We start from the raw sequence: 24456 nt of genomic DNA, 5'->3' as shown, positions 1-24456 counted from the left end.
ACCGGACCGACATTCCGGGCGCCACCCGCTGCCCGGCGCCGCCCGCCGCGCCCGGCCCGCGGCGGAACGCCGCCCGCCCGCTACTCCACGCCGATGAGCAGCGGCGCGGACTCCTGGCCACCGTGGAAGACCACCGCGTCGACCTCCGGCCGCCGGTGCCGGGCGTGCGCGACCAGCCGCTCGGCCAGCTCCTCGTCCACGCCCTCGCCGAGGATCAGGGTGACGAGTTCGCCGCCGCCGCCGAGCATCCGGTCGAGCACGCCCGCCCCGACCTCGGCCGGGCCCGTGCCGATCACCACCACGTCCCCGTCGATCAGGCCGAGCACGTCCCCGGCCTGGCAGACCCCGGCCATCGTCCAGGACTCCCCCTCGGCGACGGCGAGTTCGGCGTACCGGGTGGCGCCGGCCGCGGAGGTCATGGCGACCACGTCCTCGTCGAAGCGCCGGCCGGCCTCGTGCACGGCGAGCGCGGCCAGGCCCTGGACCGGCGAGCGGGTGGGCAGGACGGCGATCCGCACCCCCTCCTCGCGCAGCTGATCGGCGGCGGCCCCCGCCGCGGCCCGCAGCTCGGGGTCGTTGAGCAGCAGGACGACCTCACGGGCGGCCGACCGGCGGACGGCGGCGGCGAGTTCGGCGCTGGCCGGCGGGCGGTCCGGGTCGGCGTGCAGGACGACGGCGCCGGCCTGCTCGCAGAGCTCGGCCAGGCCCGGGCCGGAGACCACCGAGAGCACCACCCGGGTGCGCTCCTCGCGCTCGCCCCGGTCGTCGGCGGTGCCGGACCGGGCGGCGGCCTCGGCGAAGTGCGTGATCCGGATCTGGTGCGGTCGCCCGGCGCCGAGCCCGGCCTCCACCGCGGCCCCCGCGTCGTCCACGTGCACATGGACGTTCCAGAGGCCGTCGCCGCCCCCGACCACCAGCGAGTCGCCCAGCGCGGCGAGCCGCTCGCGCAGGGCGGGCAGCGCCTCGTCGGGGGCGTCCAGCAGGTAGATCACCTCGAAGGCGGGGTGTCCCGGACCGGCCGGCCGCAGATGGGGGGTCTCGCACCGCGCGCCGGAGGGAGGGCGGCGGCGGCCGACGGGCGGGCCCTCGAAGCTCTCGGCCGGCCGGACGTCGCCGCGCAGCGCGACCGGGCCCATCGGCTGGTGGCCGGCCACGGCGTCGGCGAGCGCCCCGAGGACGGCGACCAGGCCGCGTCCGCCGGCGTCCACCACACCGGCCTCGGCCAGGACGGCGAGCTGTTCGGGGGTGTGCCGCAGCGCGTCCCGGGCCGCCCGGTAGGCGGTGTCGGCGACCTGGGCGAGCCCGTCACCGGCCCGGGTCGCCTCCCGGGCGGCCACCCGGGCGACGGTCAGCAGGGTGCCCTCGACGGGTTCGGCGACCGCCTGGTAGGCGGAGTCGGCGGCCTGCTGGAGGGCGGCGCGCAGCTGGTCGGCGCCGCCGCCCCGGGCCAGCTGCTCGGCGGTGCCGCGCAGCCACTGGGCGAGGATCACGCCGGAGTTGCCCCGGGCGCCGACCAGCGCGCCCCTGGCCATCGCCCGGGCGGCCTCGGCCAGCCCGGGGGCCGGGCCGCCCGCCGGGTCCGTGAAGCGGCTCTCCACGGCGGCGGCGGCCGACTCCACGGTCAGATAGAGGTTGGTGCCGGTGTCGCCGTCCGGGACGGGGTAGACGTTGAGTGCGTCGATCTCCTCGCGGGCCTGGCCGAGCGCGCGCAGGGCCAGCTGGCACCAGCTGCGCACGGCCGGGGCGTCGAGCGTGGTCAGCACCAGGTCTCCTCCGGGTGGGACGCCGTGATGGCCTGACGGGCGGCGACACGGTCAGGGCAGCGGCGAGGGGTGGTACCGGCAGGTTATCGGGGGCCGGGGGCGGCCGCCGGAAGCGGCGAGGGCAGCGATCACCTGCGCAGACGTGGTAGTTTCGTTGAACGGAAGCAAGCGTTGTATGCTCTTCCGGTTGCCTGGAACAGTCCAGGCTCACCCCATTGATCTGATCTGGTTCACGTGAGTGCTCCGGTGGGTTGGCGGGGTTTCGAACGTAAATGATCTGAAGTCTTGGAGTGACTCCTGTGGCTGCCAACTGCGACGTCTGCGGCAAGGGGCCGGGCTTCGGCAACAGCATCTCCCACTCTCACCGCCGTACCCCCCGTCGTTGGAACCCCAACATTCAGACGGTGCGCGCTGTGATTGGGCGGACGCCGAAGCGGCTCAACGTCTGCACCTCGTGCATCAAGGCCGGTAAGGTCTCGCGCTGACGCGCAGACCGGTAAGCCGGTCCTCCAGGAAGCCGGTCCATCCTCGGGTGGACCGGCTTCCTGTTTCTCAGTACCGGCCGGTTCCTCCGAGCATGCTCGGAGCCTCCACGGGCGGGCCCTCGGGCCCGCCCGTGGTCGTTTCCGGCCGGTCCGCTCAGCGCCAGCGCCAGGCGTGGTCGACCGGACCGATGCCGGCCCCGAGCGCGAACCCGCCGGCGATCGCGCCGGTGATGTAGGCCTTCGCCGAGGCCACCGCCGCGGGCAGCGGCTCGCCCTTGGCCAGTCCGGCGGCGATGGCGCTGGCCAGCGTGCAGCCGGTGCCGTGGGTGTGCCGGTTGTCGTAGCGGGGCGCGCGGTACCAGTGCTCCTCCCCCGGCCCGCCGTACAGCAGGTCGGCGGCCTCGCCCTCCAGGTGCCCGCCCTTCACCAGGACCCAGCGCGGCCCGAGGTCGAGCAGGGCCTTCGCCGCGTCGAGCATCTGGGCCTCGTCCTCGACGGTGCGCCCGGTGAGCTGCGTCACCTCGTGCAGGTTGGGCGTGGCGAGGGTGGCGACCGGCAGCAGCTTCTCCCGGACGGTGGCGACGGCCTCGGCGGCCAGCAGCGCGTCGCCGTGCTTGGAGACGCCGACGGGGTCGACCACCACCGGGGCGTCGACCCCGGCCAGCAGCTCGGAGACGGTCTCGACCAGCTCGATCGAGGCGAGCATGCCGGTCTTCACGGCCTGGACCCCGATGTCGTCCACCACACTGCGGAACTGGGCCCGGACGGCCTCGGCCGGCAGCTCCCAGTAGCCCTGGACGCCGAGCGAGTTCTGCGCGGTGACGGCGGTGATCACGCTCATGCCGTGCACGCCGAGGGCCAGCATCGCCTTGAGGTCGGCCTGGATGCCGGCGCCGCCGCCGGAGTCGGATCCGGCGACGGTGAGCACCCGCGGGGGTGCGGAGGAGGGGCCGGCCGGGGGGCGGCCGCCGGGAGCGGGGGCGGAGGACGGGAGGGGCATGGGACCCAACCTACCCGCGCCGCCTCAGAGCACGGCTTCGGATTCCGCCCAGCGGTCCTGCGGCACGGTCTTGAGGTGGGTGACCGCCTCCGCGACCGGCACCAGCTCGATGTCGTTGCCGCGCAGCGCGGTGAAGTGACCGAAGGCACCCTTGTGGACGGCCTCCACCGCGTGCCAGCCGAAGCGGGTGGCGAGCACCCGGTCCCGGGCGGTGGGGGTGCCGCCGCGCTGGGTGTGACCGAGGATGACCGGCCGGGCCTCCTTGCCGAGCAGGTTCTCCAACTCGTTGGCGAGCCGGTTGCCGATCCCGCCGAAGGTCCGGTGGCCGAACTGGTCGACGTCGCCGTGGTCGAAGCGCATCGTGCCGGGCAGCGGAGCCGCGCCCTCGGCGACGGCGATGATGGCGAACTTCTTGCCCCGGGAGAAGCGGTCCTCGACCATCCGGGCCACCGCCTCGATGTCGAAGGGCTTCTCCGGGATCAGGATGCCGTGGGCGCCGCCCGCCATCCCGGCGGTGAGGGTGATCCAGCCGGTGTGCCGGCCCATCAGCTCCACCACCATCACCCGCTGGTGCGATTCGGCGGTGGTCTTCAGCCGGTCGATCGCGTCGGTCGCGACATGCACCGCGGTGTCGAACCCGAAGGTGACGTCGGTCGCGTCGATGTCGTTGTCGATGGTCTTCGGCACACCGACCACCGGCAGCCCGGCGTCGCTGAACATCTTGGCGGCGGTCAGCGTGCCCTCGCCGCCGATCGCGATCAGCGCCTCGATGCCGATGTCCCGGGCGAGGGTCTGCGCGTTCTCCACCGCCCAGGCGATCCGGTCGCGCTGCACCCGGGCCGAGCCCAGGATGGTGCCGCCGAGGGTCAGCAGACCGGTGACGTCGTCGTGCGAGATCGGCCGGGTACGGCCCTCGATCAGGCCGAGGAAGCCGTCCTCGATGCCGACGATCTCGTCGCCGTGCACATCGGTCCCCCGGTGCACCACGGAGCGGATCACCGCGTTGAGTCCGGGGCAGTCGCCGCCGCTGGTCAGGACACCGATGCGCATGGTGGCTGTGCTCTCCCGCTCCGCAGTGGTTCAGACCACCCGCGCCTGAGGGCGGGTGGGCCCGATCGAGCGCAAGCCTACGCGGTCCGCCCGCCCGGACCGGTGCGCCGCTCGCGCGGAGCGTCACCCGCGCCCCCGAGTGACCGCCGCCTCCCGTCACCCACTCGTCGCGGCGACCGGAGCGCCGGTCACTCGGCGAAGTGGTCCCAGCCGCCGACCCGGTCCCAGGGCTCGCCGTCCACCGTCACCCGGCCGCCGCGCGACGGCCGGGCCCGGCCGGTCACCTCACCCACCACGCGCCAGCGGGCGGGGAGTTGGACACCGCGCGGGAAGGTCGCCACGATCGCGTGGTCCTCTCCGCCGGAGAGCACCCAGACCAGCGGGTCCACCCCGACCGCCTGCCCGATGTCGGCCATCTGCGCCGGGACGTCGAAGTCCGCGGCCCGCAGGTCGATGTCCACCGCGCTGGCCCGGGCGACGTGGCCGAGGTCGGCCACCAGCCCGTCGCTGACGTCGACCATCGCGGTGGCGCCCAACTCGGCCCCGGCCGGGCCCGCGTGGTACGGCGGCTCGGGCCGGCGGTGCGCCTCGACGAAGGCCCGCGGCGAGCGGAAGCCGCGCTGCAGCACGGTCAGCCCGGCGGCGGACCAGCCGAGCCAGCCGGTGACCGCGACCACGTCGCCCACCTGGGCCCCGGCGCGCGTCACGGGCGCGCGCCCCTGGAGGTCGCCGAGCGCCGTGACGGCGAGGGTGATGACATCACCGCGCACCACGTCGCCGCCGACCACCGTCGCGCCGGCCACCTGGCACTCGTCGCGCAGCCCGTCCATCAGCTCGGTGGCCCAGGTGGTGGGCAGATCGGCGGGGGCGACCAGGCCGAGCAGGATCGCGGTGGGCACCGCGCCCATCGCGGCCACGTCGGCGAGGTTCTGGGCGGCGGCCTTGCGGCCCACGTCGTAGGCGGTCGACCAGTCCCGGCGGAAGTGCCGGTTCTCGATCAGGACGTCCGTGGTGGCGACCACCCGGCCGTCCGGCGCCTTCACCACCGCGGCGTCGTCACCCGGACCGAGGTCGACCGCGTCGGTGAGCGGTACCCGGGCCGTCAGCTCCCTGATGAGTCCGAACTCGCCGAGCTCGCCCACGGTCCCCTGCATCTGCCGTCCTCTCGCGTTTCCATCGGAATCAGAACTCGTGCGCCCCCGCTCCCCCGCGCGCAGCGTACGCCCTCCGGAGGTGCGGAAGTCTCCCCTCCCCGGCCCGCTGCGCGGTAGCGTGGTGATCGGAATGCCGGTGAGCCCGTTCCCCACCCCCGACGCCCGATCGGGCGATCACGGCGCCGTCCCCCGTACCCAGCCGCCGGGAGGTCCCCCCGTGGTACAGGCATACATCCTGATCCAGACCGAGGTCGGCAAGGCCACCTCCGTGGCCCGGTCCATCGCCGGGATCCCCGGTGTCCTCCAGGCCGAGGACGTCACCGGCCCGTACGACGTGATCGTGCGGGCCGAGGCCGAGACCGTGGACGACCTCGGTCGCCTGGTGGTGGCCAAGGTCCAGCAGGTCGAGGGCATCACCCGCACCCTCACCTGTCCGGTGGTCCACCTGTAAGCCCCGGCTACCATCGCCGGGTGGCCCGAGAACCCCGCGTCCCCCGTTTCCTGGCAGCTCTGCCGGCCCCCGTCCGGTGGCTCGCCCTGCCCCTGGCGCTGAGCTGCACCGTCGTGGTGCTGCTCGGCAGCTGGGGCGCGCCCGCGAAGATCGAGGTGCCGACGCCCACCGGCAGGGCCGCCACCTACTGCCAGGCGCTGGCCGCGGCCCTGCCCCAGGACCTGCTCGGCCACGCCCGCGAGGACCCGTCGCCCGCGTCCCCGTACGTGGCCGCCTGGGCCAGCTCGCCGCGCGTCGTGCTGCGCTGCGGCGTGGAGCGGCCGGAGGAGCTGAACGGCGAGCACGCCGAGGACATCTCCCCCACCATCGACGGCGTCACCTGGTGGTCCGAGAAGCTCGACGACGGCGGCTACCGCCTCACCACCACGCTGCGCCGGGCGAACGTCGAGGTGACCGTCCCCGGCGGGTCCTTCGCCAATCCGCTCGACCCGGTCGCCGCCCTCAACGGCTTGGTGAAGGCCAACATCCCGTAGCGGCCGCGACGGCGGCAGGGCGGTCCGGGAGCTCCCGGACCGCCCTGCCGCCGTGCGTGCGCCCGGGGCGCGTCTAGCGCAGACCGGTCGAGCGGCGCAGTGCCGCCCCCAGCAGCCGGTCGATCAGCTCCGGGTACGACAGGCCGCTGGCCTCCCACATCTTCGGGTAGGCCGAGATCGGGGTGAAGCCGGGCATGGTGTTGACCTCGTTGATCACCCAGCTGCCGTCGTCCAGCAGGAAGAAGTCCACCCGGGCCAGGCCCTCGCAGCCGAGCGCCTCGAAGGCGGCGACCGCCTGACGGCGGATCTCGGCCGTCTCGGCCCCACCGAGCTCGGCCGGGATGCGCACCTCGGAGGAGTCGATGTACTTGGCCTCGAAGTCGTAGAACTCGTAGTCGCCGCCGACCAGGACCTCGGCCGGCACGCTGGCCCGCGGGCCGTCCTCGAACTCCAGCACCCCGCACTCGATCTCGCGACCGGAGACCCCGGCCTCGATGATCAGCTTGGGATCGTGCCGGCGGGCCTCCTCGATCGCGGCGTCCAGGTCGGCGAGGTCCTTGACCTTGGTGATGCCGATGCTGGAGCCGGCCCGGCAGGGCTTGACGAACAGCGGCAGGCCGAGCTGCCCGACCCGCTCGCGGACGGCCGCGCGTCCGGCCTCGCTCTCCCACTCCCGCGGCCGGACGATGGTGTACGAGCCGACGCCCAGACCGTGCGAGGCCAGCACCCGCTTGGTGAACTCCTTGTCCATGCCCACCGCGCTGGCGAGCACGCCGTTGCCGACGTACGGCACCCCGGACAGCTCCAGCAGGCCCTGCAGGGTGCCGTCCTCGCCCCAGGGACCGTGCAGCAGCGGGAAGACCACGTCCACCTCGCCGAGCACCTTGGGTGCCGCCCCCGGCTCGCTCAGGACGACCTCGCGGCTGTCCGGGCTGACCGGCAGCGCGACCTGGCCGTCGACGGCCTCGGCGACCTGGGCGACGTCCGGCAGCCGGCCGTCGACGATGGCCATCCGGGCCGGATCGTCGCTGACCAGCGCCCAGCGGCCCTCGTGGGTGATGCCGATCGGCAGCACGTCGTACTTCTCGCGGTCGATCGCCCTGAGCACGCTGCCCGCGGTGGTCACCGAGATGGCGTGCTCGGAGCTGCGACCACCGAAGACGAGCGCTACGCGCGGCTTCGCGGACGGATTCGGGGAGGTCTGTTCGATGCTCATATCGGGTTTGAGACTACCGTGCGAGGTGTTTCCGGAAAGTCAGCCACCCGGCCCGCGCGCCCCGGGCGTCAGTGCCGCTCGGCCTTGGCCGAGCGCGACATCAGCGTCTGCAGCGCCTCCTGGGTGGGACGCCCGTTGTGCACCACGTCCACCACGGCCTCGACGATCGGCATGTCGACACCGCTGCGCCGGGCCAGGTCGAGCACCGACTCGCAGGACTTGACGCCCTCCGCGGTCTGCCGGGTGGCCGCGATGGTCTCGGCGAGCGACATCCCGCGGCCCAGGTTGGTGCCGAAGGTGTTGTTGCGGGAGAGCGGCGAGGAGCAGGTCGCCACCAGGTCGCCCATCCCGGCGAGTCCGGCGAAGGTGTGGGCGTCCGCGCCGAGCGCCAGCCCCAGCCGGGTGGTCTCGGCCAGCCCGCGGGTGATCAGCGTCGCCTTGGTGTTGTCGCCGAGCCCCATGCCGTTGGCCATGCCGACCGCCAGGCCGATCACGTTCTTGACCGCGCCGCCCAGCTCGCAGCCGATCACGTCGGTGTTGGTGTACGGGCGGAAGTACGGGGTGTGGCAGGCCGCCTGGAACCGCTTGGCGACCGCCTCGTCGGTGCAGGCCACCACACTCGCGGCGGGCTGCCGGTTGGCGATCTCCCGGGCCAGGTTGGGGCCGCTGACGACCGCCACCCGGTCCGCCACGACCCCGGCGACCTCGGCGATGACCTCGCTCATCCGCTTGGCGGTGCCGAGTTCGATGCCCTTCATCAGGCTGACCAGCACGGTCTGCGGCTCGATCAGCGGGGCCCAGGCCGCCAGGTTCTCGCGCAGCGTCTGGGAGGGCACCGCGAGCACCGCGAAGTCCGCGCCGGCCAGCGCCAGTGCCGGGTCCACGGTCGCCCGGATCGACTCGGGCAGCGGGACGCCGGGCAGGTAGTCCGGGTTGACGTGGGTGGTGTGGATCGCGTCCACCAGCTCCCGACGGCGCCCCCAGAGCGTCACCTCGCAGCCGGCGTCGGCCAGCACCATCGCGAACGCGGTCCCCCACGACCCCGTTCCGAACACAGCGCATCGGGTCACTTGCCGGCCTCCTCGGTACCGTTCCGGCGCGTGCCGGCGGCCCGCTGCCGCTCGGCCGCGGCCGCCGCCGCCCGGTCCCGGGCCGCCGCGCGCATGTCGTAACGCTCGGCCGGCGGCTCCTCGCCGCGGATCCCGGCCAGCACGGCGGTGATCGCCTGCATGATGTCCTCGGTGGCGTCCCGGAGCACCTGGGCGGTCAGCTCCTGGCCCTGGTACTTGCTCAGGTCCACCGCCGGCCCGGCCGCCACCGTCACCCGGTGGCGCGGGAAGAGGTTGAACCGGCCCTTGCCGGAAGCGCCCCGGCCGTACGGCGGGATGATCTCGTGCGCGCCCCAGTGCGCCACCGGGATCACCGGCGCGCCGGTCATCAGCGCGACCCGGGCCACGCCGCTCTTGCCGGTCATCGGCCACAGGTCCGGGTCCCGGGTGAGCGTGCCCTCCGGGTAGAACTGGACGCACTGGCCGCTGTTCACCGCGTCGATGGCCGCCCGGAACGCCTGCGCGGCGTCGGTCGACTCGCGGAACACCGGGATCTGCCCGGTCTTGCGCAGCATGAAGCCGATGAACGGGACCGAGAACAGCGAGGACTTGCCGAGGATGCGCGGCGGCCGCCCGCTGTTGTACTGCCAGTGCGCGTAGACCACCGGGTCGATGATCGAGTTGTGGTTGACCGCGGCGATGAAGCCGCGGTCCTTCGGCAGGTGCTCCCAGCCCCGCCAGTCGGGCTTGACCAGCGCGGTCGTCACCGGCTTCACCAGCACGGCCGCGAAGCGGTACCAGATGCCGTAATCGGCGTTGCCGAAGCTGGCGTACGAGCGGCGGGCCACCCCAGGTCCTCCTCATCCGGTGCGGCACGTGGGGTGCCGCAGTCTCTCGCCTCCCACGACCCCCGTCGGACGGGGTCCGGGCGCGGAACAGTCTCACCCGACCGCGAACCGCCTGTCGAGCAACCCCGCCAGCACGTCGGGCGGGCGTGACCAAACGCACGTCCGCACAGTTGGGACGGCCTGGCGAGGGTTCCGGGACCGGCGTCACAATGACGCCGATGACCCAGGACACCGTACGCCCCACCGGGCCCGTCGCGCCCCCCGCACCCGCCGCCGGCTGGTCGCTGGTGCTGCCGCTCAAACGGCTCGCCCTGGCGAAGACCCGCCTGGCGCCGTTCGCCGGACCGCACCGCGCCGACCTGGCGCTCTCCTTCGCGCTGGACACCGTGACCGCCGCACTGGCCACCCCGGGCGTGTCCCGGGTCCTGGTGGTCACCCGGGACACCGCGGCGGCCGAACGACTGTCCGCACTGGGCGCGGTCGTGGTCGGTGACGAACCGGACGGCGGCCTCAACAGCGCACTGGCGCACGGCGCGGCGGCCGCGCTGGTCCTCGCCCCGCGCGCCCCGCTGGCCGCGCTCTCCGCCGACCTGCCGGCCCTGCGCCCGGCCGAACTGGCCCGCGTCCTGGCCGCGGCGGAGCAGGCCGGCCGGTCCTTCCTGGCCGACGCCCCGGGCGTGGGCACCACGCTGCTCGCCCCCGCCCCCGGCGGTCCGCTCGCCCCCGCCTTCGGCGACGGCTCCCGGGCCCGGCACACGGCCGGCGGCGCCCGCGAACTGCGCCTGGACGGCGTGGAGTCGGTACGCCGGGACGTGGACACCGGCGCCGACCTCGGCGAGGCGCTCGCGCTCGGTGTGGGACCGCACACCGGAGCCCTGTCCGCCCGGCTCGCGGACGCCCTCGGACTCCCCGCCGCCCACCGCCCCGGAGGCCCGCGCGGGCAGCGCTGAACTGCCTCCCGGGCCTGTCGGTGGTGCTCGCTATGCTGCTTCCATGCAGGCCACCGCGTTCACCTTCGACCCCGCCACCCGGGCCGGCTCCGTGCTGCTCGACGACGGGAGCCCGGTGCCGTTCGACGCGGCCGCCTTCGACGCCGGCGGCCTGCGGCTGCTGCGCCCCGGCCAGCGGGTGCGGATCCGCACCGAGGGCGCCGGCGACGCGCGCCGGGTGGTCTTCCTGACGCTGCAGACCTTCCCCGACCCGGCCGAGGCCTGACCGAGCCCGGTCCGGGCGCCCCCGCGGCCGTCCCGCAGGTCCTCCCGTCCGCACCGGCCGGTCCCGGAGTACGACGCGGGAAGAACGGCCGGATCCGGAAAACGGAAGAGCCGTGGCGGCCCCGCCACCCGGAATTCCGGGAGGGGTGCGCCACGGCCCTGGAAAGCCGTCCGACGACTACTTCGCGCTGGTCTTGCGCGCGGTGGTCTTGCGGGTGGCGGTCTTCTTCGCCGGAGCCGTCTTCTTGGCGGTGGCGGTCGCCTTCTTGGCGGCCGTGGCCGTGGTCTTCTTCGCGGCGGCCGTGGTGGCCGTCTTCTTCGCGGCGGCGGCCGTCTTCTTGGTCGCGGTCGCCGTGGTCTTCTTGGCGGCGGCGGCCGTGGTCTTCTTGGTGGCGGCCGTGGTGGCCGTCTTCTTGGCGGCCGTGGCCGTGGTCTTCTTCGCGGCGGCCGTGGTGGCCGTCTTCTTGGCGGCGGCCTTCTTGGTCGCGGCCGGGGCCGCGGCGGCGGCCGCGGCGGCACGCTTGGTGGCGGCGCGCTTGGCGGCCGGGGTCGCGGCGACACCGCTCTTGCCCGGGGTGAGGGAGCCCTTGGGGGCCTTCTTCACCGAGGGGCCTTCCTTCGGCAGCTTCTTGCTGCCGCTGACCAGGTCCTTGAAACCCTGGCCGGGACGGAAGCGGGGCACCGAGGTCTTCTTGACCTTGACCTTCTCGCCGGTCTGCGGGTTGCGGGCGAAGCGCGCGGAGCGCTCCACCTTCTCAAAGGTGCCAAAACCGGTGACCGACACCCGGTCACCGGCCACAACGGCGCGGACCATGGTGTCGAGCACTGCGTCGACGGCCTCTGCGGCAGCCTTGCGACCGCCCAGCTGCTCGGCCACCGCTTCGACAAGCTGAGCCTTGTTCACGTCTTCCCCTTCGGAAACGGGCGCCGGATGATTCCATCCGTTCATTTCGCACGTTAGGTATGTATCTGCGGACTTTCAATTACCAAACGCGCGAATCACCCTAGTGTCGCAATGGATTTGCGCGTCGGCGACCTCAGGCGACGGGCGGGCGCCCCTCGTCGAGGTCATGCACAAAGCGACTCAACCGCCTTGCCGCCTCCGGAAGATCGCGCTTGGCGGCCTCGGTGACGATGAGGAGTTGACGGGTGAGAGCGGTCTTTGCATCGGCAGACACGTTCAGCGCATGCACGCGGGCGTGAGCTTGCTTCAACCGCTCGGCCACAAGCGCGTAGAGCGCTGCGACTTCCGGGTCGTCCGGCCCCTCAGCAGGTGAGGTGGCAGCGTCCGGCCGATCGTCAATTCGGCGTTCGGATCCCCGGCCCGTGGACTCCGGTGACGCGGGTTCGCCGCCCGCGTACGGAGGTTCATGGTGCCGGTGCATGTACTGATTGTGCCATCTACCCGCAGTTGTGCTTGCGCGGGGCCTCTGCGGCAATGCCAAATCGGCAATCGGGGGCCGGCTCCGGGCGGTAACTCGGGGCCCGGAACGGCGGATGGTCCGCCCCCCCGAGGGGAGGCGGACCATCCGGTGGAACGTCAGAATGCTTGTTCTCTCGACGGGCTCAGGCAACCGGCAGAGTACGCGGCTTGAAGGCGGGCCGGGTCTGTTCGAAGGCCGAGATGTCGGCCTCGTTCTGCAGGGTGATGCTGATGTCGTCCAGGCCGTTGAGCAGCCGCCAACGGACATTGTCGTCCAGCTCGAACGCGGCCGTGACGCCCTCGGCGCGCACCTCGCGGGCCTCCAGGTCGACGGTGATCTCGGCGGTCGGGTCGGCCTCCACGAGCGCCCAGAGCCGCTCCACCGTCTCCTGCGGCAGCACGACCGTGAGCAGGCCGTTCTTCAGCGAGTTGCCGCGGAAGATGTCGGCGAAGCGGGACGAGACGACCGCGTGGAACCCGTAGTTCTGCAGCGCCCAGACGGCGTGCTCACGGGAGGAGCCGGTGCCGAACTCGGGGCCCGCCAGCAGGACGCTCGCGCCCTGCCGCTCGGGCCGGTTCAGGATGAACGACTCGTCCTTGCGCCAGGCCTCGAACAGGCCGTCCTCGAAACCGGAACGAGTGACCTTCTTGAGCCAGTGGGCCGGGATGATCTGGTCGGTGTCGACGTTGCTGCGGCGCAGCGGGACGGCCCGGCCGGTGTGGGTGGTGAACTTCTCCATGCTGCTCAGGCCTCCACAGCGACGTTGGACGAGAGATCGGCGGGTGCGGCCAGTCGGCCGAGCAGCGCGGTCGCGGCGGCGACCTGCGGCGACACCAGGTGGGTGCGGCCGCCCTTGCCCTGGCGGCCCTCGAAGTTGCGGTTCGAGGTGGAGGCGCAGCGCTCGCCGGGGGCCAGCTGGTCGGGGTTCATGCCCAGGCACATCGAGCAGCCCGCGTGGCGCCATTCGGCCCCGGCCGCGGTGAACACCTTGTCCAGGCCCTCCTCGACGGCCTGCAGGGCGACCCGCACCGAGCCGGGGACGACGAGCATCCGCACGCCGTCGGCGATCCTCCGGCCCTCCACGATGGCCGCGGCGGCCCGGAGGTCCTCGATCCGGCCGTTGGTGCAGGAGCCGACGAAGACGGCGTCGACCTTGACCTCGCGCAGCGGGGTGCCGGCCTCCAGGCCCATGTACGTCAGGGCGTTCTCGGCGGCGGTCCGCTCCTGCGGGTCGGCGAAGGACGCCGGGTCCGGCACGTTGGCGCTGAGCGGGGCGCCCTGGCCCGGGTTGGTGCCCCAGGTGACGAACGGCGTCAGCTGGGTCGCGTCGATGAGGATCTCGTGGTCGAAGACCGCGTCCTCGTCGGTGCCCAGGGTCTTCCAGTACTCGACCGCGGCGTCCCAGTCCTCGCCCTGGGGCGCGTGCGGGCGGCCCTGCAGGTAGTCGAAGGTGGTCTGGTCCGGGGCGATCATGCCGGCCCGGGCGCCCGCCTCGATGGACATGTTGCAGACGGTCATCCGGGCCTCCATGGAGAGGCTGCGGATGGCCGAGCCGCGGTACTCCAGGACATAGCCCTGGCCGCCGCCGGTACCGATCTTGGTGATGATCGCCAGGATCAGGTCCTTGGCGGTGACACCCTCGGGCAGCTCGCCCTCGACGGTGATCGCCATCGTCCTGAACGGCGCCAGCGGCAGGGTCTGGGTGGCCAGGACGTGCTCGACCTGGCTGGTGCCGATGCCGAACGCGAGGGCACCGAAGGCGCCGTGGGTGGAGGTGTGGGAGTCACCGCAGACCACGGTGGTGCCCGGCTGGGTCAGACCGAGCTGCGGGCCGACGACGTGCACGACGCCCTGCTCGATGTCGCCCAGGGAGTGGATCCGGACCCCGAACTCGGCGGCGTTGCGGCGCAGCGTCTCCAGCTGGACCCGGGAGACCGGGTCGGCGATCGGCTTGTCGATGTCCAGGGTGGGGGTGTTGTGGTCCTCGGTGGCGATCGTCAGATCGGTCCGGCGGACCGTACGCCCGGCCAGCCGGAGGCCGTCGAAGGCCTGCGGGCTGGTCACCTCGTGGAGCAGGTGCAGGTCGATGAAGAGCAGGTCGGGCTCGCCCTCCGCGCGCCGGACGACGTGGTCGTCCCAGACCTTCTCTGCGAGTGTCCGTCCCATCGGATTCCCTCCAGCCGGCCGCGTTGCCGGCCTTCTCGTGTTCATCGGGGTCAGTGCTTTCGCCGCCCTGTGAGGCGCGCCGCGTGACCTGCACGCCGGATCGGTGTCCACCATGCGGACACTCTGTTGAGGCCGCATTCTGGATGTCTCCCGGGCTGCTGCATCCAGAGTGGCGCTTTTCGCGGAAGATTGAACTTGCGTCTCGCGGAATGAGACTGCAGTCTTAGGGCATGGACAACTCTAGCGGCGTCGGCGTTCTCGACAAGGCCGCTCTGGTGCTGAGCGCACTGGAGTCGGGCCCCGCCACGTTGGCGGGGCTGGTCGCCGCCACCGGTCTGGCGCGGCCCACGGCCCACCGGCTCGCCGTCGCACTCGAACATCACCGACTGGTCACCAGGGACATGCAGGGCCGGTTCATCCTCGGCCCCCGTCTCTCCGAACTCTCCGCCGCGGCGGGCGAGGACCGGCTGCTCGCCACCGCGGGCCCGGTCCTGACCCACCTGCGCGACGTCACCGGCGAGAGCGCACAGCTCTACCGCCGGCAGGGCGAGATGCGGATCTGCGTCGCCGCCGCCGAGCGGCTCTCCGGCCTGCGGGACACCGTCCCGGTCGGCAGCACCCTGCCGATGAAGGCCGGCTCGGCCGCCCAGGTCCTGCTGGCCTGGGAGGAGCCCGAGCGGCTCCACCGCGGCCTCCAGGGCGCCCGGTTCACCGCGACCGCGCTGAGCGGCGTCCGACGCCGCGGCTGGGCCCAGTCGATCGGCGAGCGCGAGCCGGGCGTGGCGTCCGTCTCCGCACCCGTGCGCGGCCCCTCCAACCGGGTCGTGGCCGCGGTCTCCGTCTCCGGCCCGATCGAGCGCCTGACCCGCCACCCGGGCCGACTGCACGCCCAGGCCATCATCGAGGCCGCCAACCGGCTCACCGAGGCCCTGCGCCGCGGCTGACCGTCCGGCCCCGTCGGAAAAGGCCCGCTCACCGAGGTGAGCGGGCCTTTTCCCGAGGAATCACCCGGAAAGACACGGCCGGAAATGCGGCCGGAAAACACAAAAGGCCCTGGCGAACCAGGGCCCTGCTAATTTCTGGCTGGGGTACCAGGACTCGAACCTAGACTAAATGAACCAGAATCACTCGTGCTGCCAATTACACCATACCCCAACAAAGCAATCAGCCGATGGGTCAAGCCCACCGGCCTCATACTCTGGTACCCCCGACCGGATTCGAACCGGCGCTACTGCCGTGAGAGGGCAGCGTGCTAGGCCGCTACACAACGGGGGCTTCCTGACGATCCCTTGCGGAATCAGTACCCCCGACCGGATTCGAACCGGCGCTACTGCCGTGAGAGGGCAGCGTGCTAGGCCGCTACACAACGGGGGCTTTCCAGGTGATCCCTTGCGGGATCAGTACCCCCGACCGGATTCGAACCGGCGCTACTGCCGTGAGAGGGCAGCGTGCTAGGCCGCTACACAACGGGGGCTTGATCTTTGTTTGTACTACGGTACTGCGTGCACTGCTTGTACTGCGCTGGGGTACCAGGACTCGAACCTAGACTAAATGAACCAGAATCACTCGTGCTGCCAATTACACCATACCCCACCAGAGTTGAACCCCTGCGGGCCCTTCTCAGGCGTTGCGCCCCTCGCTCGGTCCGAACGGGGTTTCGCTCCCTCGTCCGTTCCCTCCCGGGCGGCGCAGAAAGAACATTACCCGACGTCCGGCCCCGGTCCAAAATCGATAACCCCAGGCAGCGGCCGGGACGGCTGCGGGCCAGGTCAGCACCCGGCCCGCAGCCCCCGTGCCGGCGCTCAGGCAGCCGGGGCGGCGGCCAGCGCGGCGTTCAGCCGGCGCAGCGTCTCGGGGCGCCCGAGCAGCTCCATCGACTCGAAGAGCGGCGGCGAGACCCGGCGGCCGGTGACGGCCACCCGCAGCGGCGTGAAGGCGAACTTGGGCTTGATGCCCAGTCCGTCCACCAGCGCCTCGCGCAGCGCCGCCTGGATCGGCTCGGGCGAGAAGTCCGCCAGCTCCTCCAGCGCCTTGACGCTGGCCTCCAGCACCGGACGGGAATCGGCGGTGAGCACCTTGGCGGCGTCGTCCGGGTCCAGCGTGAAGTCGGCCGGGTCGACGAAGAGGAAGCCCGCCATGGTGACGATCTCGCTCAGCACGACCATCCGCTCCTGGGTGAGCGGTGCCACCTTGGCCAGCAGCTCCAGCTGCTCGGCGGACGGCTCGGCCGGCAGCAGTCCGGGCGCCTGCAGGTACGGCACCAGACGGCGGACGAAGTCCTCCGGGGTCAGCCGGCGCAGGTGCTCGGCGTTGATGTGCTCGCACTTCTTCAGGTCGAAGCGGGCCGGGTTGGCGTTGACATCGGCGATGTCGAAGGCCGCGACCAGTTGCTCCACCGAGAAGATGTCGTCGTCCGCGGAGAGCGACCAGCCCAGCAGCGACAGGTAGTTGAGCAGACCCTCGGGGATGAAGCCGCGCTCGCGGTACAGGTTGAGCGAGGCCTGCGGGTCGCGCTTCGAGAGCTTCTTGTTGCCCTCGCCCATCACGTACGGCAGGTGACCGAAGCGCGGGGTGCCGCCGTCGCCGACACCGATCTCGGCGAGCGCGGCGTACAGCGCGACCTGGCGCGGGGTCGAGGACAGCAGGTCCTCGCCGCGCAGCACGTGGGTGATGCCCATGAGGGCGTCGTCCACCGGGTTGACCAGGGTGTAGAGCGGCGCGCCGTTGGCCCGCACGATGCCGTAGTCGGGCACGTTCTCCGGCTCGAAGGTGAGCGTGCCGCGCACCAGGTCGTCGAAGGTGATGGTGCGGTCCGGCATCCGGAACCGCAGGATCGGCTCGCGCTTCTCCAGCTTGTAGACGGCGACCTGGTCGTCCGTCAGCTCACGGCAGTGGCCGTCGTAGCCGGAGGGCCGGCCGGCCGCGCGGGCCGCCTCGCGCCGGGCGTCGAGCTCCTCGGTGGAGCAGTAGCAGTGGTAGGCGTGGCCCGCCTCCCGCAGCCGGCGGGCGACGTCGGCGTAGATGTCCATCCGCTGCGACTGGCGGTACGGCTCGTGCGGGCCGCCGACCTCCGGGCCCTCGTCCCAGTCGAAGCCGAGCCAGCGCATGGCGTCGAGCAGCTGCCGGTACGACTCCTCGGAGTCGCGGGCGGAGTCGGTGTCCTCGATCCGGAAGACCATCGTGCCGCCGTTGTGGCGGGCGAAGGCCCAGTTGAAGAGCGCCGTACGGACCAGGCCCACGTGCGGGTTGCCGGTCGGGGACGGACAGAAGCGAACCCGAACGCTCGGGTCAGTGTTAGCCACGCTTGATCACCTTGTTGGTGAGAGTGCCGATGCCTTCGATGGAGACGGCGACCTCGTCGCCGACGTTGAGCGGGCCCACCCCAGCGGGTGTGCCGGTGAGGATGACGTCGCCGGGCAGCAGCGTCATGGCCTCGGAGATGTGGACGATCAGCTCGGCGACCGAGCGGACCATCAGGGAGGTGCGGCCGGTCTGCCGCAGCTCGCCGTTGACCGTGCAGGTGATCGCCAGGTCGGCCGGGTCGAGGTCGGTCTCGATCCACGGGCCGAGCGGGCAGGCGGTGTCGAAGCCCTTGGCGCGGGCCCACTGGCCCTCGCGCTGCTGGACGTCGCGCGCCGTGAGGTCGTTGGCGCAGGTGTAGCCGAGGATCACCTCGGGCACCCGGTCCAGCGGCACCTCGCGGCACATCCGGCCGATGACCACGGCCAGTTCGGCCTCGTGGTGGACGTCGGAGGAGAACGGCGGGTACGCGATGGACTCGGTCGGGCCGATCACCGAGGTCGACGGCTTGAAGAAGGTCAGCGGGACGTCCGGGACGTCGTTGCCGAGCTCGGCCGCGTGGGCGGCGTAGTTGCGGCCGACCGCGACGATCTTGTTCGGCAGCATCGGGCTGAGCAGCCGCACGTCCTGGAAGCGGTAGCTCTCGCCGGTGGGTTGGGGCTGCCCGAACGGGTGGCCGGCCAGGGCGTGGACGACCAGAGACTCGGGCTGGGCCGGGTCGCCCTCGACCACGCCGAAGGAGACGCTGCCGGCGGCAGGGTTCCCTTCCCGGACGGAAAACCTGGCAATGCGCACGGCTGGGCTACCCCTCGCTTCGTCGGCCGCCCGGGGCGCGCCCGGGCGCTGGTGGGCGCCGCGCCCGATGGGCCCGGCCCCGCTCAATCGTCGACCAGGCTATCGCGTGGGGCCCGAGCCGACCGCTTTGCCCCTGTTCAGCGCGGTTGCGCCCGACTCGGCCGAACGGCCCACCGCCGCCCGCGCGGGCGGGCCGGCGGACCCCCGCCCCGGGGCCCCCGCCGCAGGGCGGGCGGAGAACGGCGAAGGGCGTCGTGGCCGCCCCCGAGGGGTGCGGCCACGACGCCCTTCGCGGAGCGCGGGCGGGTCAGTCCCGCGGGACCGCGACAGTCGGGGCCACCATCAGCTTGGTGCGGCGCGGGTTGGCCGTGTTGGCGGGCAGCTCGGTGGCGTAGGTCACCACGTCCTCGGACCTGCGGGCGCCCGGGATCGTGCTGAAGTCCTCGACCGAGGCCAGCGTCGTCCGGCGGGGGTTCGCCGTGGAGCCGGAGGACGTGGGACTGGTGGCGGCCTTGTTCGCCTGGGACATCGCGTCAGCACCTCGGGGTCGCGACCGGCGCGTCGACAGGGAGCGGCGCCGGCCTGAGTGGTTCGGGGAGATTCTGGGCAGGCTGATCGTGGCCGTGCGCCGGATACCGCAAGGTTACGGATCTCTTTCCATAGGCACCGTGACCAAAGCTACACATTGTGCTGTGATTTTGCTCACAAATTGAGGAGCAATTCTCCGATATCCGACATATCGCTGCATCAAGTTTGGCCGACATATCGGGTATACCGGGCATTCGGGGAGCTCTGCGCTTCTAGTTGATCTCCGGTCTGCTTGGCATGTATCCGGCGAGTGTCCGAAAAAGGCGGTATTCCGGTCCGGTTACCGCACAGTCAGTGAAATCACGCGCGCGGTCGGTAGTGGCGCCGCACTCGCCCTGGCGGCCCTTGTTGGGATTCCCCGGCTGTGCTGGAATGCCACGGACCGTGGGTAGGGAGCAGTCCACCCCGGTGCCCGCTCTCCCGGACCGGCCGGGGTGCGGATGGAAACTCCACACCGTCCAGGCCGCGGCAACGCGGCGGGACGCCCGGTCCAGAGGTTGCGACGCCAGTGCAGGGACGTTTCAAAAGGGGTAGCGGCGCCGCGGGTGACCCGGAGTCGCGTGAGCCCGTGGCACCACCCCAGCAGGCGGCGGTGCCCGGCGGCCCGGCCGAGCCGGCACCGGACACGGTCGGCCGCCCGGACGACGACACCGACCAGGACCGGAAGTCGGCCCGGGACAAACTCCGCAAGACACTGACCCGCCGGCGGGCCAAGGGCATGAGTCGGCTCGCGATGCGCAACTGGCGGATCCGTACCCGCCTGATCGCGCTCCTCGCGCTCCCGGTGCTCGTCGCCCTCGTCCTCGGTGGCCTGCGCATCCAGACCTCGCTCGAGGCCTCGCAGCAGCTCGCCCAGATGGCCAACCTCTCGGACCTGGCCAAGAAGGCGACCAACCTCGCCGACGCCCTGCAGACCGAGCGGGACATCAGCGCCGGCCCGATCACCGACAAACCGAACGCCCCGCTCGACGACGACATCGTCAACGCCCGCAAGATCACCGACGACCTGAGCCGGACCTTCACCGCGTCCTCGGACAAGTTCGAGAACCTGGAGCTCTCCGGCGGCAAGGCGCTGCTGTTCCAGATCCGCAAGGACCTGAACTCGATCTCGGACGCGCGCAACACCCCGTACCAGAACAACCAGAACATCCAGTCGACGATCACGGCCTACGACGTGATCATCCGAGACCTGCTGTCGATCACCCAGGACATCGCGCTCGCGTCCAACAACCGCGACCTGGTCCGCGCCACCCGCGCCCTCCAGCAGTTCTCGCTGGCCAAGAACGCCACCTCGCAGCAGCGCGCCCTGATCAGCGCCGCGCTCGCCAACCCCAAGGCCCCCGACCTCAGCCTGAGCGACGAGTCCTTCGGCATCCGGCTGCGCGCCTCCTACGACAACGCGCTCACCAGCTTCAACAACATCTACACCTCGCACGACCTGGACAACCTGCGCGGCCAGCTCAGCTACAACTCGGTGGTCGCCGCCGCCGACCGGTACGCGCGCTCGGTGCTCCAGCAGAGCGGTATCCACCAGACCGAGCCGGTCAGCTTCAAGGACTGGTACGAGCAGGCCACCGCCAAGATCACCGCCGAGCGGCGGATCGAGGCGAAGCTGATCGAGGACCTCGACGGCAAGGCCCAGGAGCTGCAGTCCGCCGCCGACACCGAGGCCCTGATCATCGGTGCCGCCGTCGCGCTGGTGCTGCTCGTCGCCCTCGGTGGCGCCGGTCTGATCGCCCGCTCGATGGTGCGCTCGCTGACCCGTCTGCAGGCCGCGGCCGAGGACGTCGCCGAGCGGCGACTGCCCGAGCTGGTCAAGACGCTCTCCGAGAGCGACCCGCACGACGTCGACGTCACCGTCGAACCCGTCGGCGTCGACTCCGCGGACGAGATCGGCCACGTGGCGCACGCGTTCGACATGGTGCACAGCGAGGCCGTCCGCCTCGCCGCCGAGCAGGCCCTCCTGCGCGGCAACATCAACGCGATGTTCACCAACCTCTCGCGCCGCAGCCAGGGCCTCATCCAGCGCCAGCTGTCGCTCATCTCCGAGCTGGAGAGCCGCGAGGCGGACCCGGACCAGCTGGCCAACCTCTTCAAGCTGGACCACCTCGCGACCCGCATGCGCCGCAACGGCGAAAACCTGCTGGTCCTCGCCGGTGAGGACCCGGGCCGCCGCTGGACCCGCCCCGTCCCGCTGGTCGACGTGCTCCGCGCCGCCGCCTCCGAGGTGGAGCAGTACGAGCGCATCGAGCTCGCCACCGTGCCGTCGGCCGAGGTCGCCGGCCGCGTCGTCAACGACCTCGTCCACCTGCTCGCCGAGCTGCTGGAGAACGCCACCTCGTTCTCCAGCCCGCAGACCCGCGTCCGGGTCACCGGCCACGCCCTGCCGGACGGCCGGGTGCTGGTCGAGATCCACGACACCGGCATCGGCCTCAGCCCCGACGACCTCGCCGACATCAACGAGCGTCTGGCGAACCCGCCGACGGTGGACGTCTCCGTCTCCCGCCGCATGGGCCTCTTCGTGGTCGGCCGCCTGTCCCTGCGCCACGGCATCCGCATCCAGCTGCGCCCCAGCGACTCCGGTGGCACCACCGCGCTGGTCATGCTCCCGGTGGACGTCACCAACTCCGCCGACCGCCGCGGCCCGGCCCGCCCCGGTTCGGCGCAGGCCAAGCAGCAGCGCGGGGTCGCCCCGACGCCGCGTCAGCAGCGCCAGGTGCCCGGCGGTCCGAACGGCGGCCCGAACAGCGGCCCGAACGGCGGCCCGGCCGCGCTCGGCCAGGGTCCGGCGGGCGGTGCCCCGCAGGGTCGTCCGCAGCTCGGCCAGGGCGGTCCCGGCGCGCCGGGCGGACGCCCCGGACCCGGAGGCGCTCTGCCGACCCGCCAGGTCGGCCAGTCCATGCGCGAGACCCCGCTGCCGGGCCAGCAGGCCCCGCAGGGCGCCCCGGCCCCGCAGGCCCCCCAGGGCCAGCAGCCCCGCCAGAACCCGCAGGGCGGCCTTCCGCAGCGCGGTCCGGGCCGGCAGGCCCCGCCGCAGGGCGGCCCCGGTGCGCTCCCGCGCCGCGGCCAGCAGCCCGGCGGCGCCCCGCAGCCCGGCCAGGGCCAGCCCGGTCCGGGTCAGCCCGGCCAGGGCCAGCCCGGTCCGGGTCAGCCCGGCCAGGGCCGGCCCGGCGACGGCCGGCGCCCCGCCCAGGAGCGGCCGCGCCCCGGCGCGGACGGCGGTCCGGGCGCCCGGACCGGCGAGCAGCCGCAGCACGGCTGGGCCGACCAGTCGGGCCGACCGGGCGCGCCGCAGGGCGCCCGCCCGGGCAACCGCCCGCAGGAGGGGCTGCCGCAGCGCCGCCAGCCGGGCCAGCAGGCTCCGCAGGGCCCCGGCGGCCCTGGTGGCCAGGGTCCGCAGGGCCAGGGCGGCCCCGGCGGCCAGGGTCCGCAGGGTCCGCGCCGTCCGCAGCGTCCCGGCCCGGACGCACCGCAGCGCGAGCGCCAGCCGCAGCTCCCGCCGCAGCAGGCCCAGCCGCTGCCGTCGGCCGAGCCCTCGTCGATGGAGAGCACCGCGCAGTTCGCCCGGCCACGCTTCGAGGCGAGCGAGATCGACCCGCGTGACCCGCTCGGCCTCGGTCTGGTCGAGCCGGTGCTGCCGAACGTGCCGACCCCGCCGCGTCCGGAGCCGGTCCGCCAGGAACAGCTCCGACCGGAGCCGGTCCGCCAGGAGCCGATGGCGCTGCCGACCGGTCCGTCCGACGGTGGCCCGCAGGGCGGTGCGCCGGTCTTCGAGCCGGTCGACCAGACCTGGCCCCAGGAGGACGGCCGGCAGGCCGAGGCGGCCCGGGCCCGGGGGTACCAGCCCCGCCGGCCCGGGACCAGCGCCCCCGGCCTCCAGCAGCAGGAGGGCCGGCCCCAGCAGGCTCCCCAGCAGCAGGCTCCTCAGCAGGGCCAGCCCCAGCAGGGCCAGCCGCAGCAGGCCCCGCAGGGTGGCCCGGGCGGCGGCCCCGGCGGGCCGGGTGACGCCCCGTGGCGCCCGTCCGCGAACGACGAGCGCTGGCGCCGGGCCGAGCAGGTCCGGGAGCCCTCGACCAGTGGCGTCACCATGTCCGGGCTCCCCCGGCGGACCCCGCAGGCCAACCTGGTCTCCGGCACCGCCGAGGCGTCCCCGCTGACCGGTCCTCAGGTGTCCCGTGCCCCCGAGGAGGTGCGCGGCCGGCTCACCAACCTGCGCCGCGGCATCCAGCAGGGCCGCCGGGTCGGCGCCGAGCAGGCGGCGGGCCAGGGCAACCAGCCGGGCGTGCAGCATGGTGCCCAGCCGCCCGGATTCGATAGTTTCGGGGGCCGGACCGACGGCAACGGCGCAGATCATCAGGAGCGTTGAGTTGAATCAGATGAGCCAGGCCGCACAGAACCTGAACTGGCTGATCACCAATTTCGTGGACAACACCCCCGGGGTGTCGCACACGGTGGTGGTCTCCGCGGACGGCCTCCTGCTGTGCATGTCCGAAGGTTTCCCCCGCGACCGCGCCGACCAGCTCGCCGCCGTCGCCTCCGGCCTCACCTCCCTCACCTCCGGCGCCAGCCGGATCTTCGAGGGCGGCGAGGTCAACCAGACCGTCGTCGAAATGGAGCGCGGCTTCCTGTTCCTGATGGCCGTCAGCGACGGCTCCTCCCTCGCCGTCCTCGCCTCCCCCGACTCCGACATCGGTCTCGTCGGCTACGAGATGGCACTGCTCGTCGACCGCGCCGGCGCCGTCCTCACCCCCGCACTCCGCGCAGAACTCCAGGGCAGTCTCCTGCACTGAGTGCCCTGAGCGGCGACCTCACCCGTCCCACCTCGCCGCCGGGCCTGACCCGACCAGGCCCGGCGCCTCACCCTCAGCTACCCTCAGGCAGCTGATTTCGCCTCAGCTGGCATCGCCCCAGCTGGAACCGGCTGCCCAAGGCTGCAGCACAAGGAGGACCCATGACCCCGCCTTCGACACCCGCCGGCTCGTACGGCAGCGGGTACGGCAGCGGCTACGGCGGGCAGCAGTCCGACGGCTACGAGCAGCAGCCGCTGGTCCGCCCGTACGCGATGACCGGAGGCCGTACCCGGCCCCGGTACCAGCTCGCCATCGAGGCGCTGATCTCGACCACGAGCTCCGCCGAGCGGACCGGTGGCCTGCTGCCCGAGCACGCCCGGATCGTGAACCTCTGCCGTGAGGTCAAGTCCATCGCGGAGATCTCCGCACTCGCCGGCGTCCCGCTCGGTGTCGCCCGCATCCTCGTCGCCGACCTCGCCGAAGCCGGCCTCGTCGCCATCCACCAGCCCGCCGCCGCGGGCGAGTCGGGCGGAACGCCCGACGTCACGCTGCTCGAAAGGGTCCTCAGTGGACTTCGCAAGCTCTAACGCGGCCGCCCCCACCCGCGCCACCACCTCCGCGAAGATCGTC

At 72.8% G+C, this 24456-nt stretch carries 23 protein-coding genes and 5 tRNA genes; 9 read left to right on the top strand and 19 right to left on the bottom strand.

The genetic code is table 11. The annotated features are described in order from the left end of the window. Positions 1–80: 80 nt before the first annotated feature. Positions 81–1763 (bottom strand): DAK2 domain-containing protein, encoded by a 1683-nt coding sequence (locus ACIQTO_RS33100; protein WP_402395989.1) that lies wholly within the window; start codon positions 1761–1763, stop codon positions 81–83. Between the two features lie 299 nt (positions 1764–2062). Here ACIQTO_RS33100 and rpmB point away from each other — a divergent pair, with 299 nt between their 5' ends. Beyond that, positions 2063–2248, top strand: a complete 186-nt coding sequence (rpmB, locus tag ACIQTO_RS33095) for a 50S ribosomal protein L28 (RefSeq protein WP_014138233.1) — start codon at positions 2063–2065, stop codon at positions 2246–2248. A gap of 154 nt (positions 2249–2402) precedes the next feature. On the opposite strand, the gene thiD is transcribed toward rpmB, so the two are convergent. From thiD to ACIQTO_RS33080, 3 genes are all read right to left on the bottom strand, one after another. After that, a complete protein-coding gene (gene thiD, locus ACIQTO_RS33090; protein ID WP_402395986.1) occupies positions 2403–3248 on the bottom strand; it encodes a bifunctional hydroxymethylpyrimidine kinase/phosphomethylpyrimidine kinase in 846 nt (281 codons plus the stop codon). Positions 3249–3272: 24 nt separating this feature from the next. Next, positions 3273–4298: a 6-phosphofructokinase gene (locus ACIQTO_RS33085; protein WP_402395983.1), complete on the bottom strand. Its 1026-nt coding sequence runs from the start codon at positions 4296–4298 to the stop codon at positions 3273–3275. Positions 4299–4486: 188 nt separating this feature from the next. Further along, entirely contained in the window at positions 4487–5452 is a 966-nt protein-coding gene (locus ACIQTO_RS33080; RefSeq protein WP_402395981.1) for a thiamine-phosphate kinase, read from the bottom strand. 217 nt (positions 5453–5669) lie between these two features. On the opposite strand from ACIQTO_RS33080, the gene ACIQTO_RS33075 reads away from it, so the two are divergent. Beyond that, entirely contained in the window at positions 5670–5903 is a 234-nt protein-coding gene (locus tag ACIQTO_RS33075; protein ID WP_380576452.1) for an Lrp/AsnC family transcriptional regulator, read from the top strand. Positions 5904–5923: 20 nt separating this feature from the next. After that, positions 5924–6436 carry a DUF3515 domain-containing protein gene (locus tag ACIQTO_RS33070; RefSeq protein WP_402395978.1) on the top strand — a complete coding sequence of 171 codons (513 nt, stop codon included), beginning with the start codon at positions 5924–5926 and terminating at the stop codon, positions 6434–6436. A gap of 73 nt (positions 6437–6509) precedes the next feature. On the opposite strand, the gene ACIQTO_RS33065 is transcribed toward ACIQTO_RS33070, so the two are convergent. The 3 genes from ACIQTO_RS33065 to ACIQTO_RS33055 all read right to left on the bottom strand — a co-directional run bounded on the left by ACIQTO_RS33065 (position 6510) and on the right by ACIQTO_RS33055 (position 9549). After that, positions 6510–7652 (bottom strand): D-alanine--D-alanine ligase family protein, encoded by a 1143-nt coding sequence (locus ACIQTO_RS33065; protein ID WP_402395977.1) that lies wholly within the window; start codon positions 7650–7652, stop codon positions 6510–6512. A 68-nt stretch (positions 7653–7720) separates the two neighbouring features. Continuing rightward, positions 7721–8722, bottom strand: coding sequence for an NAD(P)H-dependent glycerol-3-phosphate dehydrogenase (locus tag ACIQTO_RS33060; protein WP_402395976.1), 1002 nt, complete (start codon positions 8720–8722; stop codon positions 7721–7723). Then, entirely contained in the window at positions 8719–9549 is an 831-nt protein-coding gene (locus tag ACIQTO_RS33055; RefSeq protein WP_402395973.1) for a lysophospholipid acyltransferase family protein, read from the bottom strand. The genes ACIQTO_RS33060 and ACIQTO_RS33055 overlap by 4 nt, the downstream gene beginning before the upstream one ends. Before the next feature lie 218 nt (positions 9550–9767). Here ACIQTO_RS33055 and cofC point away from each other — a divergent pair, with 218 nt between their 5' ends. Both cofC and ACIQTO_RS33045 read left to right on the top strand, forming a co-directional pair. Next, on the top strand, positions 9768–10499 hold the full coding sequence (cofC, locus tag ACIQTO_RS33050) for a 2-phospho-L-lactate guanylyltransferase (RefSeq protein WP_402395971.1): 732 nt from the start codon (positions 9768–9770) through the stop codon (positions 10497–10499). Positions 10500–10542: 43 nt separating this feature from the next. After that, the gene (locus ACIQTO_RS33045) at positions 10543–10764 is read left to right on the top strand and encodes a hypothetical protein (RefSeq protein ID WP_402395968.1); all 222 of its coding nucleotides are present in this window, start codon (positions 10543–10545) and stop codon (positions 10762–10764) included. A gap of 177 nt (positions 10765–10941) precedes the next feature. Here ACIQTO_RS33045 and ACIQTO_RS33040 read toward each other — a convergent pair whose 3' ends face one another. From ACIQTO_RS33040 to leuC, 4 genes are all read right to left on the bottom strand, one after another. Then, entirely contained in the window at positions 10942–11667 is a 726-nt protein-coding gene (locus ACIQTO_RS33040; protein WP_402395965.1) for an HU family DNA-binding protein, read from the bottom strand. A 133-nt stretch (positions 11668–11800) separates the two neighbouring features. Further along, positions 11801–12148, bottom strand: coding sequence for a hypothetical protein (locus tag ACIQTO_RS33035; protein ID WP_380388343.1), 348 nt, complete (start codon positions 12146–12148; stop codon positions 11801–11803). 181 nt (positions 12149–12329) lie between these two features. Beyond that, the gene (leuD, locus tag ACIQTO_RS33030; RefSeq protein WP_402395962.1) at positions 12330–12926 is read right to left on the bottom strand and encodes a 3-isopropylmalate dehydratase small subunit; all 597 of its coding nucleotides are present in this window, start codon (positions 12924–12926) and stop codon (positions 12330–12332) included. 5 nt (positions 12927–12931) lie between these two features. After that, the gene (leuC, locus tag ACIQTO_RS33025) at positions 12932–14353 is read right to left on the bottom strand and encodes a 3-isopropylmalate dehydratase large subunit (protein WP_402395959.1); all 1422 of its coding nucleotides are present in this window, start codon (positions 14351–14353) and stop codon (positions 12932–12934) included. A gap of 230 nt (positions 14354–14583) precedes the next feature. On the opposite strand from leuC, the gene ndgR reads away from it, so the two are divergent. Beyond that, positions 14584–15297, top strand: coding sequence for an IclR family transcriptional regulator NdgR (gene ndgR, locus ACIQTO_RS33020; RefSeq protein WP_148642806.1), 714 nt, complete (start codon positions 14584–14586; stop codon positions 15295–15297). A 136-nt stretch (positions 15298–15433) separates the two neighbouring features. Here ndgR and ACIQTO_RS33015 read toward each other — a convergent pair. The 8 genes from ACIQTO_RS33015 to ACIQTO_RS32980 all read right to left on the bottom strand — a co-directional run bounded on the left by ACIQTO_RS33015 (position 15434) and on the right by ACIQTO_RS32980 (position 18977). Then, a tRNA-Gln gene (locus ACIQTO_RS33015) sits at positions 15434–15508 on the bottom strand. A gap of 44 nt (positions 15509–15552) precedes the next feature. Then, a tRNA-Glu gene (locus ACIQTO_RS33010) sits at positions 15553–15628 on the bottom strand. A gap of 26 nt (positions 15629–15654) precedes the next feature. After that, a tRNA-Glu gene (locus tag ACIQTO_RS33005) sits at positions 15655–15727 on the bottom strand. A 27-nt stretch (positions 15728–15754) separates the two neighbouring features. Next, positions 15755–15827: transfer RNA gene (locus tag ACIQTO_RS33000), tRNA-Glu, on the bottom strand. A gap of 47 nt (positions 15828–15874) precedes the next feature. Further along, positions 15875–15946 (bottom strand) — tRNA-Gln (locus tag ACIQTO_RS32995). Positions 15947–16155: 209 nt separating this feature from the next. Beyond that, positions 16156–17655 carry a glutamate--tRNA ligase gene (gene gltX / locus ACIQTO_RS32990; RefSeq protein ID WP_402395957.1) on the bottom strand — a complete coding sequence of 500 codons (1500 nt, stop codon included), beginning with the start codon at positions 17653–17655 and terminating at the stop codon, positions 16156–16158. Then, a complete protein-coding gene (locus ACIQTO_RS32985; protein ID WP_402395955.1) occupies positions 17648–18448 on the bottom strand; it encodes a fumarylacetoacetate hydrolase family protein in 801 nt (266 codons plus the stop codon). Before ACIQTO_RS32985 ends, gltX begins: the two co-directional genes overlap by 8 nt. 307 nt (positions 18449–18755) lie before the next feature. Continuing rightward, complete coding sequence (locus tag ACIQTO_RS32980; protein ID WP_402395952.1) at positions 18756–18977, bottom strand: hypothetical protein; 222 nt, start codon at positions 18975–18977, stop codon at positions 18756–18758. A gap of 627 nt (positions 18978–19604) precedes the next feature. Here ACIQTO_RS32980 and ACIQTO_RS32975 point away from each other — a divergent pair. The 3 genes from ACIQTO_RS32975 to ACIQTO_RS32965 all read left to right on the top strand — a co-directional run bounded on the left by ACIQTO_RS32975 (position 19605) and on the right by ACIQTO_RS32965 (position 24413). After that, positions 19605–23402 carry a nitrate- and nitrite sensing domain-containing protein gene (locus ACIQTO_RS32975; protein ID WP_402395949.1) on the top strand — a complete coding sequence of 1266 codons (3798 nt, stop codon included), beginning with the start codon at positions 19605–19607 and terminating at the stop codon, positions 23400–23402. A 10-nt stretch (positions 23403–23412) separates the two neighbouring features. After that, positions 23413–23826 carry a roadblock/LC7 domain-containing protein gene (locus ACIQTO_RS32970; RefSeq protein ID WP_360642581.1) on the top strand — a complete coding sequence of 138 codons (414 nt, stop codon included), beginning with the start codon at positions 23413–23415 and terminating at the stop codon, positions 23824–23826. A 161-nt stretch (positions 23827–23987) separates the two neighbouring features. Continuing rightward, a complete protein-coding gene (locus ACIQTO_RS32965) occupies positions 23988–24413 on the top strand; it encodes a DUF742 domain-containing protein (protein ID WP_329489726.1) in 426 nt (141 codons plus the stop codon). Positions 24414–24456 lie beyond the last annotated feature (43 nt).

The sequence above is a fragment of the Kitasatospora sp. NPDC091207 genome (assembly GCF_044768625.1).
Lineage (GTDB): Bacteria > Actinomycetota > Actinomycetes > Streptomycetales > Streptomycetaceae > Kitasatospora.
Note: the sequence above shows the minus strand (reverse complement) of the source record. Positions and strands in the feature narration are given on the sequence as shown.

Bases quoted from the DNA above. Each gene is read 5' to 3' on its own strand.
- leuC (WP_402395959.1), bottom strand. From the start codon at position 14,353: ATGGGACGGACACTCGCAGAGAAGGTCTGGGACGACCACGTCGTCCGG.
- ACIQTO_RS33035 (WP_380388343.1), bottom strand. From the start codon at position 12,148: ATGCACCGGCACCATGAACCTCCGTACGCGGGCGGCGAACCCGCGTCA.
- ACIQTO_RS32970 (WP_360642581.1), top strand. From the start codon at position 23,413: ATGAGCCAGGCCGCACAGAACCTGAACTGGCTGATCACCAATTTCGTG.
- ACIQTO_RS33085 (WP_402395983.1), bottom strand. From the start codon at position 4,298: ATGCGCATCGGTGTCCTGACCAGCGGCGGCGACTGCCCCGGACTCAAC.
- leuD (WP_402395962.1), bottom strand. From the start codon at position 12,926: ATGGAGAAGTTCACCACCCACACCGGCCGGGCCGTCCCGCTGCGCCGC.
- ndgR (WP_148642806.1), top strand. From the start codon at position 14,584: ATGGACAACTCTAGCGGCGTCGGCGTTCTCGACAAGGCCGCTCTGGTG.
- ACIQTO_RS32965 (WP_329489726.1), top strand. From the start codon at position 23,988: ATGACCCCGCCTTCGACACCCGCCGGCTCGTACGGCAGCGGGTACGGC.
- ACIQTO_RS33065 (WP_402395977.1), bottom strand. From the start codon at position 7,652: ATGAGCATCGAACAGACCTCCCCGAATCCGTCCGCGAAGCCGCGCGTA.
- ACIQTO_RS33045 (WP_402395968.1), top strand. From the start codon at position 10,543: ATGCAGGCCACCGCGTTCACCTTCGACCCCGCCACCCGGGCCGGCTCC.
- thiD (WP_402395986.1), bottom strand. From the start codon at position 3,248: ATGCCCCTCCCGTCCTCCGCCCCCGCTCCCGGCGGCCGCCCCCCGGCC.
- ACIQTO_RS32980 (WP_402395952.1), bottom strand. From the start codon at position 18,977: ATGTCCCAGGCGAACAAGGCCGCCACCAGTCCCACGTCCTCCGGCTCC.
- cofC (WP_402395971.1), top strand. From the start codon at position 9,768: ATGACCCAGGACACCGTACGCCCCACCGGGCCCGTCGCGCCCCCCGCA.
- ACIQTO_RS33080 (WP_402395981.1), bottom strand. From the start codon at position 5,452: ATGCAGGGGACCGTGGGCGAGCTCGGCGAGTTCGGACTCATCAGGGAG.